The 14,457-nt window shown below is 71.6% G+C and carries 16 protein-coding genes and 1 pseudogene; 12 read left to right on the top strand and 5 right to left on the bottom strand.

Annotation, left to right across the window (positions count from 1 at the left end; genetic code table 11):
• Nucleotides 1-16: 16 nt before the first annotated feature.
• Nucleotides 17-523: a GNAT family N-acetyltransferase gene (locus QSU92_RS06910; protein WP_289265841.1), complete on the bottom strand. Its 507-nt coding sequence runs from the start codon at nt 521-523 to the stop codon at nt 17-19.
• Nucleotides 523-1,830, bottom strand: a complete 1,308-nt coding sequence (locus QSU92_RS06905; RefSeq protein ID WP_289265434.1) for an NAD(P)-binding domain-containing protein — start codon at nt 1,828-1,830, stop codon at nt 523-525. The genes QSU92_RS06910 and QSU92_RS06905 overlap by 1 nt, the downstream gene beginning before the upstream one ends.
• Before the next feature lie 82 nt (nt 1,831-1,912).
• On the opposite strand from QSU92_RS06905, the gene QSU92_RS06900 reads away from it, so the two are divergent.
• Nucleotides 1,913-2,263: an ArsR/SmtB family transcription factor gene (locus QSU92_RS06900; protein ID WP_289265433.1), complete on the top strand. Its 351-nt coding sequence runs from the start codon at nt 1,913-1,915 to the stop codon at nt 2,261-2,263.
• Here QSU92_RS06900 and QSU92_RS06895 read toward each other — a convergent pair.
• The gene (locus QSU92_RS06895; RefSeq protein WP_289265432.1) at nt 2,250-2,876 is read right to left on the bottom strand and encodes a TetR/AcrR family transcriptional regulator; all 627 of its coding nucleotides are present in this window, start codon (nt 2,874-2,876) and stop codon (nt 2,250-2,252) included. The two genes, QSU92_RS06900 and QSU92_RS06895, sit on opposite strands and share 14 nt — an antisense overlap.
• A 4-nt stretch (nt 2,877-2,880) precedes the next feature.
• Nucleotides 2,881-3,795: a DMT family transporter gene (locus QSU92_RS06890; RefSeq protein WP_289265431.1), complete on the bottom strand. Its 915-nt coding sequence runs from the start codon at nt 3,793-3,795 to the stop codon at nt 2,881-2,883.
• Nucleotides 3,796-3,898: 103 nt separating this feature from the next.
• Here QSU92_RS06890 and QSU92_RS06885 point away from each other — a divergent pair, with 103 nt between their 5' ends.
• The 10 genes and pseudogenes from QSU92_RS06885 to paaE all read left to right on the top strand — a co-directional run bounded on the left by QSU92_RS06885 (nt 3,899) and on the right by paaE (nt 12,568).
• Nucleotides 3,899-4,327, top strand: a complete 429-nt coding sequence (locus QSU92_RS06885) for a MarR family winged helix-turn-helix transcriptional regulator (RefSeq protein ID WP_333783454.1) — start codon at nt 3,899-3,901, stop codon at nt 4,325-4,327.
• Nucleotides 4,328-4,419: 92 nt separating this feature from the next.
• Nucleotides 4,420-5,160, top strand: coding sequence for an enoyl-CoA hydratase/isomerase family protein (locus QSU92_RS06880; protein WP_289265430.1), 741 nt, complete (start codon nt 4,420-4,422; stop codon nt 5,158-5,160).
• Nucleotides 5,157-6,059: a 3-hydroxyacyl-CoA dehydrogenase family protein gene (locus QSU92_RS06875; protein ID WP_289265429.1), complete on the top strand. Its 903-nt coding sequence runs from the start codon at nt 5,157-5,159 to the stop codon at nt 6,057-6,059. The genes QSU92_RS06880 and QSU92_RS06875 overlap by 4 nt, the downstream gene beginning before the upstream one ends.
• Nucleotides 6,044-8,117 (top strand): annotated as a pseudogene (gene paaZ / locus QSU92_RS06870) (phenylacetic acid degradation bifunctional protein PaaZ). Before QSU92_RS06875 ends, paaZ begins: the two are co-directional and overlap by 16 nt.
• A 5-nt stretch (nt 8,118-8,122) precedes the next feature.
• Nucleotides 8,123-8,512: a hydroxyphenylacetyl-CoA thioesterase PaaI gene (paaI, locus tag QSU92_RS06865; protein WP_289265428.1), complete on the top strand. Its 390-nt coding sequence runs from the start codon at nt 8,123-8,125 to the stop codon at nt 8,510-8,512.
• A gap of 224 nt (nt 8,513-8,736) precedes the next feature.
• Complete coding sequence (gene paaA, locus QSU92_RS06860) at nt 8,737-9,714, top strand: 1,2-phenylacetyl-CoA epoxidase subunit PaaA (RefSeq protein WP_289265427.1); 978 nt, start codon at nt 8,737-8,739, stop codon at nt 9,712-9,714.
• Nucleotides 9,714-10,019: a 1,2-phenylacetyl-CoA epoxidase subunit PaaB gene (gene paaB / locus QSU92_RS06855; RefSeq protein WP_289265426.1), complete on the top strand. Its 306-nt coding sequence runs from the start codon at nt 9,714-9,716 to the stop codon at nt 10,017-10,019. Before paaA ends, paaB begins: the two co-directional genes overlap by 1 nt.
• Nucleotides 10,016-10,888: a 1,2-phenylacetyl-CoA epoxidase subunit PaaC gene (paaC, locus tag QSU92_RS06850; RefSeq protein WP_289265425.1), complete on the top strand. Its 873-nt coding sequence runs from the start codon at nt 10,016-10,018 to the stop codon at nt 10,886-10,888. The genes paaB and paaC overlap by 4 nt, the downstream gene beginning before the upstream one ends.
• Entirely contained in the window at nt 10,885-11,400 is a 516-nt protein-coding gene (paaD, locus tag QSU92_RS06845) for a 1,2-phenylacetyl-CoA epoxidase subunit PaaD (protein WP_289265424.1), read from the top strand. Before paaC ends, paaD begins: the two co-directional genes overlap by 4 nt.
• 10 nt (nt 11,401-11,410) lie before the next feature.
• A complete protein-coding gene (gene paaE / locus QSU92_RS06840) occupies nt 11,411-12,568 on the top strand; it encodes a 1,2-phenylacetyl-CoA epoxidase subunit PaaE (protein ID WP_422880420.1) in 1,158 nt (385 codons plus the stop codon).
• A gap of 268 nt (nt 12,569-12,836) precedes the next feature.
• Here paaE and QSU92_RS06835 read toward each other — a convergent pair whose 3' ends face one another.
• Nucleotides 12,837-13,766, bottom strand: coding sequence for an ROK family protein (locus QSU92_RS06835; RefSeq protein WP_289265839.1), 930 nt, complete (start codon nt 13,764-13,766; stop codon nt 12,837-12,839).
• 53 nt (nt 13,767-13,819) lie between these two features.
• Between QSU92_RS06835 and QSU92_RS06830 the strand changes: the two genes are divergently transcribed.
• Entirely contained in the window at nt 13,820-14,455 is a 636-nt protein-coding gene (locus tag QSU92_RS06830; RefSeq protein ID WP_289265423.1) for an NAD(P)-dependent oxidoreductase, read from the top strand.
• Nucleotides 14,456-14,457 lie beyond the last annotated feature (2 nt).

Below are 14,457 nucleotides of genomic sequence, written 5' to 3'. Positions count from 1 at the left end.
TATGCGCTGGCGGTCCTCAGATGCCGTTCTCGGATGACCGACGCTCGAGGAACACCGTCGACCGCCACTGGCCGGCGTGCGGGCCGTTCGTCGACTGTGCGATCCGCTCGCGGGTGCCGACGACGCGGAATCCGGCCCGCTCGTGCAACCGCAGGCTCGCGACGTTCTCGGGGAAGATGCTCGACTGCACCGTCCAGAACCCGGCCTCGTCGGCGGCATTCAGAAACGCCCGGAGCAGAGCGGCGCCGATCCCGCGGCCCCGGGCGCGGGAGTCGACGTACACCGAGTGCTCGATGACGCCCCGGTACACCTCGCGCGCGGAGACGCGCGACGCGGCCACCCATCCGACCACTCTGCCGTCGAGTTCTGCGACGAAGCGTGGATGGGCGATCTTGCCGGCGTCGAACTGCTGCCACGACGGGACCGTGCTTTCGAAGGTGGCTTCGCCCTCGGCGATGCCCTCTCCGAGGATCGCCTCGACGCGCGGCCAGTCCTCCGCCGTCATCGCGCGCACCGAGACCATCAGCAGCACGAACCTCCGAGGTCGGTCGAGCACACTCCGGTGGACGGCAGGGCGAGGGCGACGGTGGTCGCCGCGGCCATGTCGCCGGCCATCCACGCGACGATCGAGCGCACCTGCTCGTAGCCGGTCGCGAGGAGGAACGTCGGCGCACGGCCGTAGGACTTCATGCCCGCGAGGAAGAAGCCGGGTTCGGGATGCCGCAGCTCGGCGAATCCGTGAGGCTCGACCGTGCCGCACGTGTGGACATTCGGATCGATGAGCGGGGCGAGACGTGCGGGTGCTTCGACGATCTCGTCGAGGTCGAGGCGGATCTCGCGGAGCATGTCGAGGTCGGGACGGAACCCCGTGGCGGCGAGGACGAGGTCGGTGTCGTGGTGCGCAGGGTCGCCGCGGCGGGTGCCGAGCAGCCGGACGCCGCCGTCGTGGGGAGCGACCCGCGAGATCTCGAACGAGTCGACGCGGCGGATGCGGCCGGTGTCGACGAGCGCGTCGACCCGCGACCCCAGGCGCGCCCGGTCGGCGAGCTCGTCGTCGGGGGAGGTGGTGACGCGGACGGCGCCGGCGTTGCGGATGAGCCACGTCACGCGGGTGTCGGGCTCTTCGTCGGCCAGGGCCGCCAGGGCGATCAGGGTGTTCGCCGCGGAGTGCCCGGCGCCCACGACCGTGACGTCGCGGCCGGCGAACCGAGCGCGATCCCGACCGTTCACGTCGGGAAGGGCGTGCAGGATGCGGTCGGATACCTCAGCGGCACCGAGGGGGTCGAGGCCGGAGGAGGCGAGCGGGTTCGGCGTCGTGTACGTGCCTGAGGCGTCGATCACCGCGCGGGCGGTGAGGTCGACGATCTCACCGCCGCGGTCGACGCGCAGGAGGAAGGGGGCGTCGGCGCGGCCCGCGGTGCGCGTCCGGTCCATGCCCTCGCGGGTGACGGCCACCACCCGGGTGCCGTACTGCACGTGCGGAGCGATCTCGTCGAGTGCGGCAAGCGGCTCCAGCACCAGGTCGGCGAGTTCGTGACCCGTCGGAGCGATGTCGAGGTCGGTGGGAGACGCCCAGCCGTGGCGTTCGAGCAGACGCTGCGCCGTCGGGTCGATGAGGTGGCGCCAAGGAGAGAACAGGCGGGTGTGTCCCCAGAGTCGAACGCCGGAAGCGGGTGCGGACCCGGCCTCGTAGACCTCGAACGCGATGCCGCGCTCGGCCAGGTGGGCTGCGGCGGCGAGTCCGATCGGGCCGGCGCCGATGATGGCGACGGGGAGTGTGGCCAGCCGCGGCGTCGTGCGCGTGCGCGGGGCGAGGTCGAGGAGTGTCATCCCGGAACCTTCCATATCGATGAACGTCGATTCAGTATGGGAGGGTCTATCGATGATTGTCAATATCGATTAGCATCGATGTATGGCCACCGCTCTGCCGCTCATCGACGCTTCGACCGCTGTGTGCTGCGCGCCCCTCACGCGCGAGCCGCTGGGGCCCGACGACGCGGAGAGCCTGGCGACGCAGCTGAAGGCGCTCGCCGACCCGGCCAGGCTGCGGCTCCTGTCGATCGTGGCGTCCTCGCCCGACCAGGAGGCCTGCGTATGCGACCTCATCGAACCGCTGGGCCTCGCCCAGCCCACGGTGTCGCACCACCTGAAGGTGCTGACCCGCGCCGGGTTCCTCTCCCGCTCGCAGCGCGGCACCTGGGCGTACTACCGGCTCCAGCCCGAGGCGCTGCCCTCGGTCGCGGCGGTCCTCACGGCTCCCTGAGTGGGCGGGGCCGGAGGCCCTCGAGGGCCGTGGCGAGCACTGAGTCGGCCAGAGAATCGGCATCGAGTGCGCCGCCCGGGCGGTACCACTCGGTGAGCGAGTTGACCATGCCGAACAGGAGTCGGGTGGCGACGGCGGCGTCGACGTCGGAGCGCAGCATCCCCTCGCTCTGAGCGCGGGTGACGACCTCGGCGACCCGGTGATCGAACGCCCGGCGGCGCTCGAGGGCCGCCTGCTCGACAACCCCGTTGCCGCGCACGCGCAGCAGCAGAGTCACCTCCGGCAGCTTGTGGACCAGGACAGCAACCGCGCCGCGGATCACCCGCTCGAGCTGCGCACCCGCCTCGGCGGCCGGGTCATCGAAGACCCCCTCCAAGGCGGTGAGGGCGTCGTCGAGGGCGAGGCCGAGCAGCTCGTCCTTCGAGGAGAAGTGGTGGTACAGCGCCGACTTCGTCACTCCCAGCCGGTCGGCGAGGTCGGAGACCGATGTGGCGTCGTACCCCTTTTCGATGAAGAGCGCGACCGCGACGGCGAGCACGTGCTCGCGGTCGTTGCCGGGCCGTCCCCGCCGCCCGCGCGGCGCGGCGCCGGCGGCCGCGGTGTCGCTCGTCATCCGCTCACTCTCGCACAGCGCTCGCCGGAACGGCGAGCGCGGGGGCGCCTGAGAAGGGACGCCGGGCGGGCCGGTGAGCGCGGCGCTGCGTGAGGAGGATCGCCGCTCCGATCAGCACGAGGCCGATGATCTGCAGTGTGGTGAGCGACTCGCCCGCGAGCGCCACTCCGAGGACCACTCCGGTGGCCGGGTTCAGGAGTCCGACCGTGCCCACGGTCGACGCGGAGAGGTGGCGGAGCCCTGCGAACCAGCAGAGGAAGGCCAGCGCCGTCGCGACGACCGCGATGGCCGCGTACGCTGTCGCACTGCTCACCGACACGGCCGGGGGCGGTCCCTCGACGACGATTGCGACCGCCAAAAGGGTTGCGCCGCCCGCGATCAACTGCCAGGACGTCGTGGCCAGGAGCGGAATGTCGTCGCGCCAGCGCGTGGTGAGGACCGCGCCCAGCGACGACAGCACGAGCGCGGTGAGCGACACCCCCGCGCCGAGGGGATCGATGCCGCCGGTGGCCGCACCGATGAGCAGGACGGCGCCGACGACTCCCACGAGCACGGCCACGCCCGCTGCGGCTGTCGGTCGCTGTCCGAGGAGCGGCCACGCGATGATGCCCAGCACGACGGGCGCGAGCGCCATCACGGATGCCGCCATCGATGTGGGCAGGAGCTGCGCGGCGAGGTAGACGAGCACGAAGAAGGCGCCGAAGTTCAGGATGCCGAGGATCACGGCCTTCCACCACCAGGCGCCGCGCGGCAGACGCCGCGCGATGAGAAGGAGGAGAAGACCCGCGGGGAGCGCCCGCAGGGCGGCGCCCCAGAGCGGGGCGTCCGCGGGGAGGAAGTGCCGGGTCACGAAGTACGTCGCACCCCAGCTGATCGGGGCCACCGCCGTCACGAGCAGCCAGCGCCATTTAGCTTCCATGGAAGACATTGTAGCTTCTGCGGAAGATAGAATCCACCCATGTCCGAAACGCGAGGGGATCACGTCGATCGCATCCGGTCCCAGTGGCGCGCCGCGCGACCGCATGTCGACACGTCGCCGATCGAGGTCATCGGGCGGCTCGCGCGCGTCAACGACGCCGTACGCGAGCAGGCTCATCGGCCTCTACCGCGAGTTCGGGCTCGGGGAGGGTGAGTTCGACGTGCTGGCCACCCTGCGTCGCTCCGGAGAGCTCAATCCGAGCGAGCTCGCCGCCCAGACGATGGTCACGAGCGGAGCCGTTTCCAAGCGGCTGGATCGGCTCGAGTCGGCGGGGCTCGTGCGCCGCCGCGGCAGCGACGTCGATGGCCGCGGTCGGCTGGTCGCGCTCACGGAGGACGGGCGCGCTCTCATCGACCGCGCCTTCGACGCGCACATGGAGAACGAGCGCCGTCTCCTCGCCTCGCTCGATGCGGCTGATCGCGATGCCCTCGTCCGGATTCTCCGGAAATGGGGAAGCGCTCTGGGCACCTGATCCCGTCCCATCGTTGCACGCGGCACCGCCGCCTGACAGAATTACTGAACGATCGGTCTGCAACATATTCGCGACGAAGCGGAAGGCCCCGGATGACCCGCTCACCCCTCCGCGTCGAGCACATCGGCGACCGGAGCGTCGTCACCCTCGACCGCCCCGAGGTGCGCAATGCCATCGACCAGGCCACCGTCGACGCGCTGCACGCGGTCTGCGCCGAGCTCGAGCGTGAGCCTCGCGTCCTCCTCCTCGCCGGCTCGGGTGGCGTGTTCGCCTCGGGCGCCGACATCGCCGAGCTGCGCGACCGCCGCGCTGCCGACGCGCGCCGGGCGATCAACCAGGCGGTCTTCACCCGCATCCGCGCCCTCCCGATGCCCGTGATCGCCGCGCTCCACGGCTACGCCCTCGGCGGCGGGGCCGAGCTCGCCTACGCCGCCGACCTCCGCATCGCGACGCCGGCGCTGAAGATCGGCAATCCCGAGACCGGACTGGGCATCATCGCCGCCGCTGGTGCGACCTGGCGCCTTCCCGCGATCGTCGGTGAGGCGCGCGCCGCGGAGCTGCTCCTCACCGGACGGATCCTCGACGCCGACGAGGCGCTGTCGTGGGGGCTCGTGTCGTCGCTGCACCCGGCGGATGACCTCCTCGCCGCCGCACACGCGCTCGCCGACCGCATCGCCCGCAACGACCCCCTCGCCACCCGCCGCACCAAACAGGTGCTCCAGACCGAACCGCTCGACCAGCCGGCGCTTGTGAACGAACTGCAGGCCGAGCTGTTCGAAAGCCCGGAGAAGATCCGCCGCATGACCACCTTCCTCGAACGGAGAACCCGATGACGGATGCCGCTGAGGCAGCGCCCCGCCCCGACGTCCCGACCCGCCCCGTCGCGGCGCCCCCGCGGGTCGGGGTGCTCGGCGGCGGACGCATGGGTGCCGGGATCGCCCACGCGTTCGTCCTCGCCGGCTCGCAGGTGACGGTCGTGGAGCGCGACGCCGAGGCGGCCGAGGCTGCGCGCGGACGCATCCTGGCCAGTATCGGCGACTCGATCCGTCGTGGGATGACCGACCGCGCGGAGGCCGAGCTCGCCGCATCCGTCCATTCCTCCATCGACGTGACCGACGTCGCGGGCGCGGGGCTCGTCATCGAAGCCGTGCCCGAAGACCGTGCGCTCAAGCGCGATGCCCTGGCGCGCCTCGAGGCGGTCGTGGGCGACGCCGTGCTCGCCACCAACACCTCGTCGATCGGCATCGCCGCGCTCGCGGGCGCGCTGGCGCGCCCCGCCCGGTTCCTGGGGCTGCACTTCTTCAACCCCGTGCCCGCGTCGCGCCTGGTCGAGATCGTCGTCGGCGACGCCACGGCGCCGGAAGTCGTGGAGAGTGCGCGCGGCTGGGTCGCCGCGATCGGCAAAACCCCGATCGTCGTCTCCGACGCGCCCGGCTTCGCCTCCAGCCGCCTCGGCCTCGCGCTCGCGCTCGAGGCCATGCGCATGGTCGAAGCCGGCGTCGCGAGCCCGGCCGACATCGACGCGGCCATGGAGCTCGGCTACCGTCACCCCGCAGGACCTCTCCGCACCACCGACATCGTCGGCCTCGACGTCCGCCTCGCCATCGCCGAAGAGCTGCACGCCACCCTCGGCGACCGCTTCGCTCCGCCCGATCTGCTGCGCCGCATGGTCGCCGACGGACGCCTCGGCCGAAAGACCGGGCGAGGCTTCTACGAATGGAGCACGCCGTGACCGACATCCTCCCCAGCTACATCCGCGACGGCTGGTGGGCGCCGGAAGAGGATCCGGATGCCGCGGTGATCCGCGACGCCTCGACCGGCGACCCGGTGGTGCGCCTGAGCACCCGCGGACTCGATCTCGCCGCCGTGCTCGACCACGCTCGCACCGTCGGGCAGGACAGCCTCGGCGCACTGACGTTCCACCAGCGGGCGGTGCTGCTGAAGGAGTTCGCCCTCGTGCTGCAGGAGCGGAAGGACGAGCTGTACGCCCTCTCCGAGCGCGCCGGATCCACGAGGCGCGACTCGCTCAACGACGTCGACGGCGGCATCGGCGTGCTGTTCACCTACTCCTCGAAGGGGCGCCGCGAGCTGCCGAACGCCAAGGTCTACGTCGACGGGCCGGTCGAGCCGCTCTCGAAGGACGGATCGTTCCTCGGCCGGCACGTCTACACGCGCCTTCCCGGCGTCGCCGTGCAGATCAACGCCTTCAACTTCCCCGTCTGGGGGGCGCTGGAGAAGTTCGCCCCCGCTTTCCTCGCGGGCGTCCCCACCGTGGTCAAGCCCGCCTCGCCGACGGCGTACATCGCCGAGGCGTGGGTGCGCATGCTCGCCGAGACCGGACGGCTCCCCGCCGGCTCGCTTCAGCTCGTGAGCGGCCCGGTACCCGACCTGTTCGGCGCGCTGCGGCTCGGCGACCTCGTCGGGTTCACCGGCAGTGCGACCACCGCCGCGCGCCTGCGCGCGCAGACCCCCGACGGGGTGCGGTTCACCTCCGAGACCGACTCGATCAACGCCTCGGTGCTCGGCCCCGACGCCGCGCCCGGCACCCTCGAGTTCGACGCCTACGTGAAGCAGCTGCTGGTGGAGATGACCACCAAGGCGGGACAGAAGTGCACCGCGATCCGGCGGGCCATCGTTCCCGCGTCGTCGGTCGACGCCGTCGTCACCGCACTGGAGGAGAAGATCGCCGAGCGGATCGTCATCGGCGACCCGCGGGCCGCCGGGGTCACGATGGGCCCCGTGGTGTCCCTCGAGCAGCGCGACGAGGTGGTGCGGCAGGTGCGGGCGCTGCAGGATGCCGGGGGGACGCTCCTCCTCGGATCCCTCGACGCAACCGAGGTCGTGCATGCGGACGGCTCCGTCGGGCTCGCGCCCGAGGGCGCGTTCGTCTCGCCGATCCTGGTCGGGTTCGAGGATGCGACGGCGCCGGCCGTCCACGAGATCGAGGCGTTCGGACCGGTCGCCAGTGTGCTGCCCTACGCCTCGCTGGCCGAGGCGGCCGACCTCGTCGACCGCGGCGGCGGGTCGCTGGTGACCTCGGTCGCGACGAACGATCCGGACGTCGCGGTGGAGTCTCATGACCCGGATCGCCGCCTTCAACGGTCGCGTCCTCTTCCTCAGCCGCGAGAACGCGCGCACCTCCACCGGGCACGGCGCGCCCGTGCCGCACCTCGTGCACGGCGGGCCCGGACGCGCCGGCGGCGGCGAGGAGCTCGGCGGCATCCGCGCGGTTCTGCATCACATGCAGCGCACTGCGGTGCAGGGTTCGCCCGAGATGCTCACCGCGCTCACCGGGGTGTGGCACGCCGGTGCGGAGGCGCAGCCGGGCGGGGTGCATCCCTTCCGCAAGTCGCTCGCCGAACTGCGGATCGGCGACCAGGTCGAATCCGCGACGCGGGAAGTCGGCCTCGACGACATCGAGACGTTCGCCCGGTTCACCGGAGACACCTTCTACGCCCACATGGACGAGGAGGCCGCCGCCGCCAACCCGTTCTTTCCCGGACGCGTCGCGCACGGCTACCTGCTGGTGTCGTGGGCCGCAGGGCTCTTCGTCGACCCTGCGCCCGGCCCGGTGCTGGCCAACTACGGCCTCGAGAACCTGCGGTTCGTCACGCCGGTGTCGCCCGGCGATGAGATCCGCGTCATCCTCACCGCCAAGCAGATCACGCCTCGCGAGACCGACGAGTACGGCGAGGTGCGCTGGGACGCGGTCATCCGCAACCAGCGTGACGAGATCGTCGCGACCTACGATGTGCTGACCCTGGTTGCGAAGGAGGGGGCCTCGGTGTGAGGCGGATGCTCGAGAACGATCGCACCTTCCATGCGTTCGGCATGGAGGTGGTCGTCGACGAGCCGGGGCGAGCGGTCATCCGGATGCCGGTGCGCGACGACATGACGAACGGTTTCGCCATCACGCACGGCGGCGTGGTGTTCGCCCTCGCCGACACCGCCTTCGCCGTCGCCTGCAACGATCCGGACGGCCCCGTCACCGTGTCGGTCGGCGCCGACATCGTCTTCTTCCGCTCGACGCGGCCGGGCGACGTCCTCACCGCGGAGGCGCACCACCGGGTGACGCGGGGGCGGACCGGGCTGTACGACGTCACGGTGACCGACGCCGAGGGCGCGGTGGTCGCCGAGTTCCGCGGGCACGCCCGCCGCACCGATCGGCGCCTCGACGAGGCCTGACGCTCGCCCGCGGCATCCGCTCGCCTGTCACGTTATGCGGTCGGGCGTAGCCGATTGCGACAGGCGAGCGGTGTGGGGTCGCAGCGCGGGTGGTTCGTCTGTCACGTTATGCGGTCGGGCGTAGCCGATTGCGACAGGCGAGCGGGGCTGCGCGGACCGCGGGTTGCCGTCGGGGCGGCGTGCGCTTAGAATTACTGAACGAGCGGTCTGTAAAGGAGTCGACGATGACAGACCTCACCGCCGAGGAGCAGCACTTCGATGCGCTCATCGCCGCCGATCAGCGCATCGAGCCCCGTGACTGGATGCCCGATGCCTACCGGCGCACCCTCATCCGCCAGATCTCGCAGCACGCGCACTCCGAGATCATCGGCATGCAGCCCGAGGGCGGCTGGATCACGCGTGCGCCGAGCCTCAAGCGCAAGGCGATCCTGCTGGCCAAGGTGCAGGACGAGGCGGGGCACGGCCTGTATCTCTACAGCGCCGCCCAGACGCTCGGCATCACCCGCGACGAGATGACGCAGCAGCTCATCGACGGCACGGCCAAGTACTCCTCGATCTTCAACTACCCCGCACCCACGTGGGCCGACATGGGCGCCATCGGCTGGCTCGTCGACGGGGCGGCGATCTGCAACCAGGTACCGCTCTGCCGGGCGTCGTACGGACCTTACGGGCGCGCGATGGTGCGCATCTGCAAGGAGGAGTCGTTCCACCAGCGGCAGGGGTTCGAGATCCTCCTCACCCTCATGCAGGGCACGGCAGAGCAGCGGCGGATGGCCCAGGACGCGGTGAACCGCTGGTATTGGCCGTCACTGATGATGTTCGGTCCACCTGACGACGCCTCTCCCAACTCGGCGCAGTCGATGGCGTGGAAGATCAAGCGCTTTTCGAATGACGACCTGCGTCAGCGCTTCATCGGGATGCTGGTGCCGCAGGCGGAGATCCTGGGTGTCACCCTGCCCGATCCCGAGCTCCGGTGGGACGAGGAGGCGCAGCGCTGGCACACGGGAGAGCTGGACTGGGACGAGTTCCGCGAGGTGCTCGCCGGCCGGGGCCCGCTCAACGCCGAACGGCTGCGCCATCGGAAGGCCGCGCATGACGACGGCGCGTGGGTGCGCGAGGCTGCGGCGGCCTACGCGCAGAAGCGCGAGGCGGCGGTTTCGTCTCGCTCCACTCGCTCGACCACCGATGCGGCGGTGGCGTGATGCCGACCCCGGGATCCTCCGACCGCGAGAGCTGGCCGATGTTCGAGGTGTTCGTCCGCTCGGGGCGTGGCCTCGGTCACGTGCACGTCGGCTCGCTCCACGCTCCCGACCCCGAGCTGGCGCTGCGCAACGCGCGCGATCTCTACACGCGGCGGGGTGAGGGCACATCGGTCTGGGTGGTGCCCGCCGAGGCGATCACCACGAGCGACCCGGATGCGAAGGGGGCGTTCTTCGAGTCGGCGTCGGGGAAGAACTTCCGCCACGCGTCGTACTACACCGCCTCCGAGGGGGTGCCGCACCTGTGACCGATCCGCGTCCGCTCGTCGAGCCTCATCCGCTCGTCGAGCCTCATCCGCGCGTCGAGCCTCGTCCGCATGTCGAGGTCGTCGAGCAGGAGCTCGCCGCCGAGCTGCTCGGTGGAGTCACCGCGCCGGCCACGCGCGACGTCGCCGATTACGCACTGTGGCTGGGTGATGACGCCCTGATCCTCTCGCAGCAGCTGATGCAGTGGGTGGCTCGGTCCCCCGAGCTGGAGGAGGACGTGGCGCTGGCGAACATCGCGCTCGACCAGCTCGGCCACGCCCGTTCGCTCCTGCGCTACGCGGGCACCGCCGACGGCCGCAGCGAAGACGATCTGGCGTTCTGGCGCGACGACCGTCAGTTCCGCTCTGCGTGGCTCTTCTGCCAGCCGAACGGCGACTTCGCGCACACGATCGCCCGCCAGCTCGTCGCTGCGAGCTACCAGTTCGCGCTCTACTCCGCCCTGCAATCCTCGGCCGATGCGACGCTGTCGGCGATCGCCGCCAAGGCGGTGAAAGAGGTCGAGTATCACCGCGACCACGCTGTGCAGTGGACCCTTCGGCTCGCCGGCGGCACCGAGGAGTCGAGGCGCCGCATGGTCGTGGCCGTCTCGGACATCTGGCCGTATGTCGACGAGCTCTTGCGCGACGAGCCCCTGACCGACCGACTCGACGGCATCGCGGTGCGGCCGTCGGCGCTGCGCGATGAGGTCGACCGGGTGCTCGACGCCGTCTTCGCCGAGGCCGAGCTCGAGCGCCCCGACGTCGCGGCTTCGAGCGGAGGCGGCCGCCGCGGCACCCCGTTCCCCGCTCTCGGCGCGATTCTCACCGAGATGCAGGTGCTCGCCCGTGCGCACCCGGGAGCGACGTGGTGAGCGTCCGTGACGCCCCCGGCGCTCGCCCCGCGCCGGATGTCGACACCGCTCGGCGGATCGCCGGTGCGGTCGCCGACCCCGAGGTGCCGGTGCTCACGATCGCCGACCTCGGCATCCTCCGCGACGTCGGGGTCGACGGCGACACCGTGACGGTGACGCTCACCCCGACCTATTCCGGATGCCCCGCGGTCGACGCGATCCGCGACGATGTCGTGCTGGCCCTCACCGGTGCGGGCTTCGCCCGCGTCGATGTGCGCCTGACCCTCGCCCCCGCATGGACGACGGACTGGATGAGCGAGGACGGAAAGGCCAAGCTGCGCGCCTACGGCATCGCCCCGCCCACCGGCCGCGCGGCGGTGCGCGGCCCGATCCCGGTCATACTCGGGGTGGCGTGTCCACGCTGCGGGACGCTGCACACGCGCGAGGTGTCGCGATTCGGGTCGACGGCGTGCAAGGCGCTGTACGAGTGCCAGGAATGCGGCGAGCCGTTCGACCACTTCAAGGTCCACTGAGGAGCGCCCCGTGACCACCGCCCGGGCGACCGACGACGTCGCCGAGACCCTCCTCGCCAACGCCCGCGGCGGGGGAGCTCGCCGCCGCGCCCGCTTCCACACCCTCGCGGTGAGCGGGGTGCGCAGGCTCACCGACGACGCGGTCGAGGTGACTTTCGCCGTGCCGCCAGAGCTCGACGACGAGTACGCGTTCCTCCCCGGTCAGCATGTCGCGCTGCGCGCACACCTCGACGGCGAGGAGGTTCGCCGGTCGTACTCGCTGTGTCGGCCGCCCGCCCGCGGGTCGATCAGCGTCGCGATCAAGCGCGACGCGGGCGGCCGGTTCTCGACGTGGGCGCAGACCGGCCTCCACCCGGGCGACCGCATCGACGTGATGAGTCCGCAGGGGTCCTTCACCTCCTCGCTCGCCGAGCTCGACGTCGCCCACGTCGTCGGGATCGCCGCGGGGTCGGGCATCACTCCGATCATGGCGCTCGCCACCGCGGTGCTCGGCAGATCGACGTCGTCGCGGTTCACGCTGGTGTACGCCAACCGCTCGTCGGCGGACGTCATGTTCCTCGACGACCTCGCCGACCTGAAAGACCGCTACCCGACCCGGCTCGCGGTGCACCACGTCTTCTCCCGCGAGGAGCGGTCGGCGCCCCTCCTGTCGGGACGCCTCGATGACGAGCGCATCCGGGGGCTCCTCTCGCACGTCGTGCTGCCGGAGACGGTGGACGAGTGGTTCCTGTGCGGGCCGCTGGAGTTGGTCGACCGGTGCCGGACAGCGCTCTCGGATGCCGGGGTGCCGCGCGAGCACGTGAGGTTCGAGCTGTTCACGACCGGCGCCGGAGGTTCCCCGGCCTCGCCGGTCGCCCGACCCCCGCGCCCGCGGGCGGACGAGCCCGTGCACCGCATCGACCTGCGGCTCGACGGTCAGAGCGCGAGCGTCGCGTCGCCGGTTCATGCGCGCGAGACGGTTCTCGCCGCAGCCCTGCGGGTGCGCCCCGACGCGCCGTACTCGTGCTCAGGCGGCGTGTGCGGCACCTGTCGCGCGCGCCTCGTCGACGGCGCCGTCACCATGGACGAGAACTACGCGCTCGAGCCGGACGAGATCGCCGCCGGGTACATCCTCACCTGCCAGTCCCGCCCCACGACCGAGCGGGTCGTCGTCGACTACGACGTGTGAGTCTCGGACGCTCCGCACCGGCGTCATCCCCTCCCCCCCCCCCCCCCCCCCGGCGGCTCGCCCGCCTCCGTGCGCCCCGGGACACGCCCACCCCCGTTCATCCGTCGCATATGTACGGCCAGGTGCCCCCCAGGCGTACGTATGTGACGGACGAACGAAGAGGTGGGCGCGGATGACGCCCGCCGCCGCCGCGACCGCCCTTGCGCGCTCGCCCGCACGCCCGACACACCCTCGACGGATGACGGGTGGCCGGGCGCGCCTGGCCGCGTCAGAGCAGGTCGGCCCGGGCGCGCAGCGCCGCGGCGCCGAGGAGCGGTCCGTCGGCCGACAGCCCCGACGGGCGCACCATGACAGGCCGAGTGCGGGGGAGCGCGGTCCACATGGTGACGGCGGCATCGACGAGGTCGAGGTAATCCGGGCGCACGCGCGAGAACCCGCCTCCGATCGCCGCAACGTCGAGGTCGATGAGGGCCGCGACGCTCGCGATCGCCTGCCCGACCGCCTCGGCCGAGCGCCGGGTCGCGGCGTCGGCGGTGGGGTCGCCGGCGGCGACCGCGGCGGCGAGGTCCTCGCCGGTTCCGCCGCGCCACCCGTGTCGCCGAGCCCATGCGACGGTCGCGGGGCCGGATGCGGTCTCCTCCAGCGTCGACCCGTGCCGACCGGCGTCTTCTCCGATCGGGTCGGCGATGTGGATCTGACCGATGTGCCCGGCGTTGCCCGTGGTCCCCGAGAGGAGTCGGCCGTCCACAATGAGGCCTCCTCCCACTCCGGTCGAGACCACCATGCCCAGGGATGTGGTCGCCCCGCGCGTCTCGCCGAGCCAGTGCTCGGCCAGAGCGATGCACGTGCCGTCCAAGCGCAGCGTCGTGGGGACGCCCGCGGCATTCTCGACCAGATCGCGCAGAGGGAAGTCATCGATCGCCGGCATGTTGAGCGGGCTGACGGTCCCGCGGAGGAGATCGATCGGTCCGGCGGCGCCCACGCCGGCGCCCGTGATGGGCCGGGATGCCGCATCCCGGGTCTTCATGACAAGGGATCGGATGACGCCCACCAGCGTGTCGACGTCGATGGAGCGTCCGGTCGACTCGCGGTGCCGGGAGCCGGGCACCACAGATCCGCGTCGCTGCTCATCGACCGAAACGAGCGCGGCCTCGGCCTTGGTGCCCCCGAGGTCGACAGCCAGGATCAGATCATCCATCACGCCTGACACGCTATCGCCCTGCCATGTGCTTCAGTCGCTAAAGTAAAACCATGGCCACCATCGTTCTGTTCGGCGCCACGGGCAAGACCGGCGGGCGCGTGCTCGATCGCGCTTTGGCTGCCGGCCACACCGTCCGCTCCCTCGTTCGCGACCGTGCGAAGCTCTCCGTGACCTCCCCGCGTCTCACCGTCCTCCGCGGTGACGTCCGTGACCCCGCTGCGGTCGCCGAGACGGTGCAGAGCGCCGACGTCGTGTTCAGCCTGTTCGGTCAGGTGAAAGGCTCACCCCCCACCCTGCAGACCGACGGCACCCACGTGATCGTCGAGGCGATGCGCGCGGCCGGTGTCAGCCGCATCGTCACCCTCTCGGGTGGCGGGCTGCGCGACGACGAGCACGACCGTCCCAAGGCGGCGGACCGCGTCATCCTGCTGCTTCTGCAGGCGCTCTCGGGTCGTGTGCTCGCCGACGCGCGGGGCCACCTCGCCGTGCTGCGCGCATCGGGACTCGATTGGACGGTCGTGCGCGGCCCCCGGCTCACCGAGAAGCCCGGAACCGGCAGTCACCGCGTCGGGTGGGTCGGCGTGAACGCGAGCACGCAGATCAGTCGCGACGACCTCGCGGACTTCCTCCTCACGCAGGTGGACGATCGGACGTTCGTCGGGACGATGCCGTTCGTGAGTGCCTGAGG

It is taken from the genome of Microbacterium sp. ET2 (genome assembly GCF_030347395.1).
GTDB lineage: Bacteria > Actinomycetota > Actinomycetes > Actinomycetales > Microbacteriaceae > Microbacterium > Microbacterium albipurpureum.
This window is presented reverse-complemented; position numbering and strand designations above follow the sequence as displayed.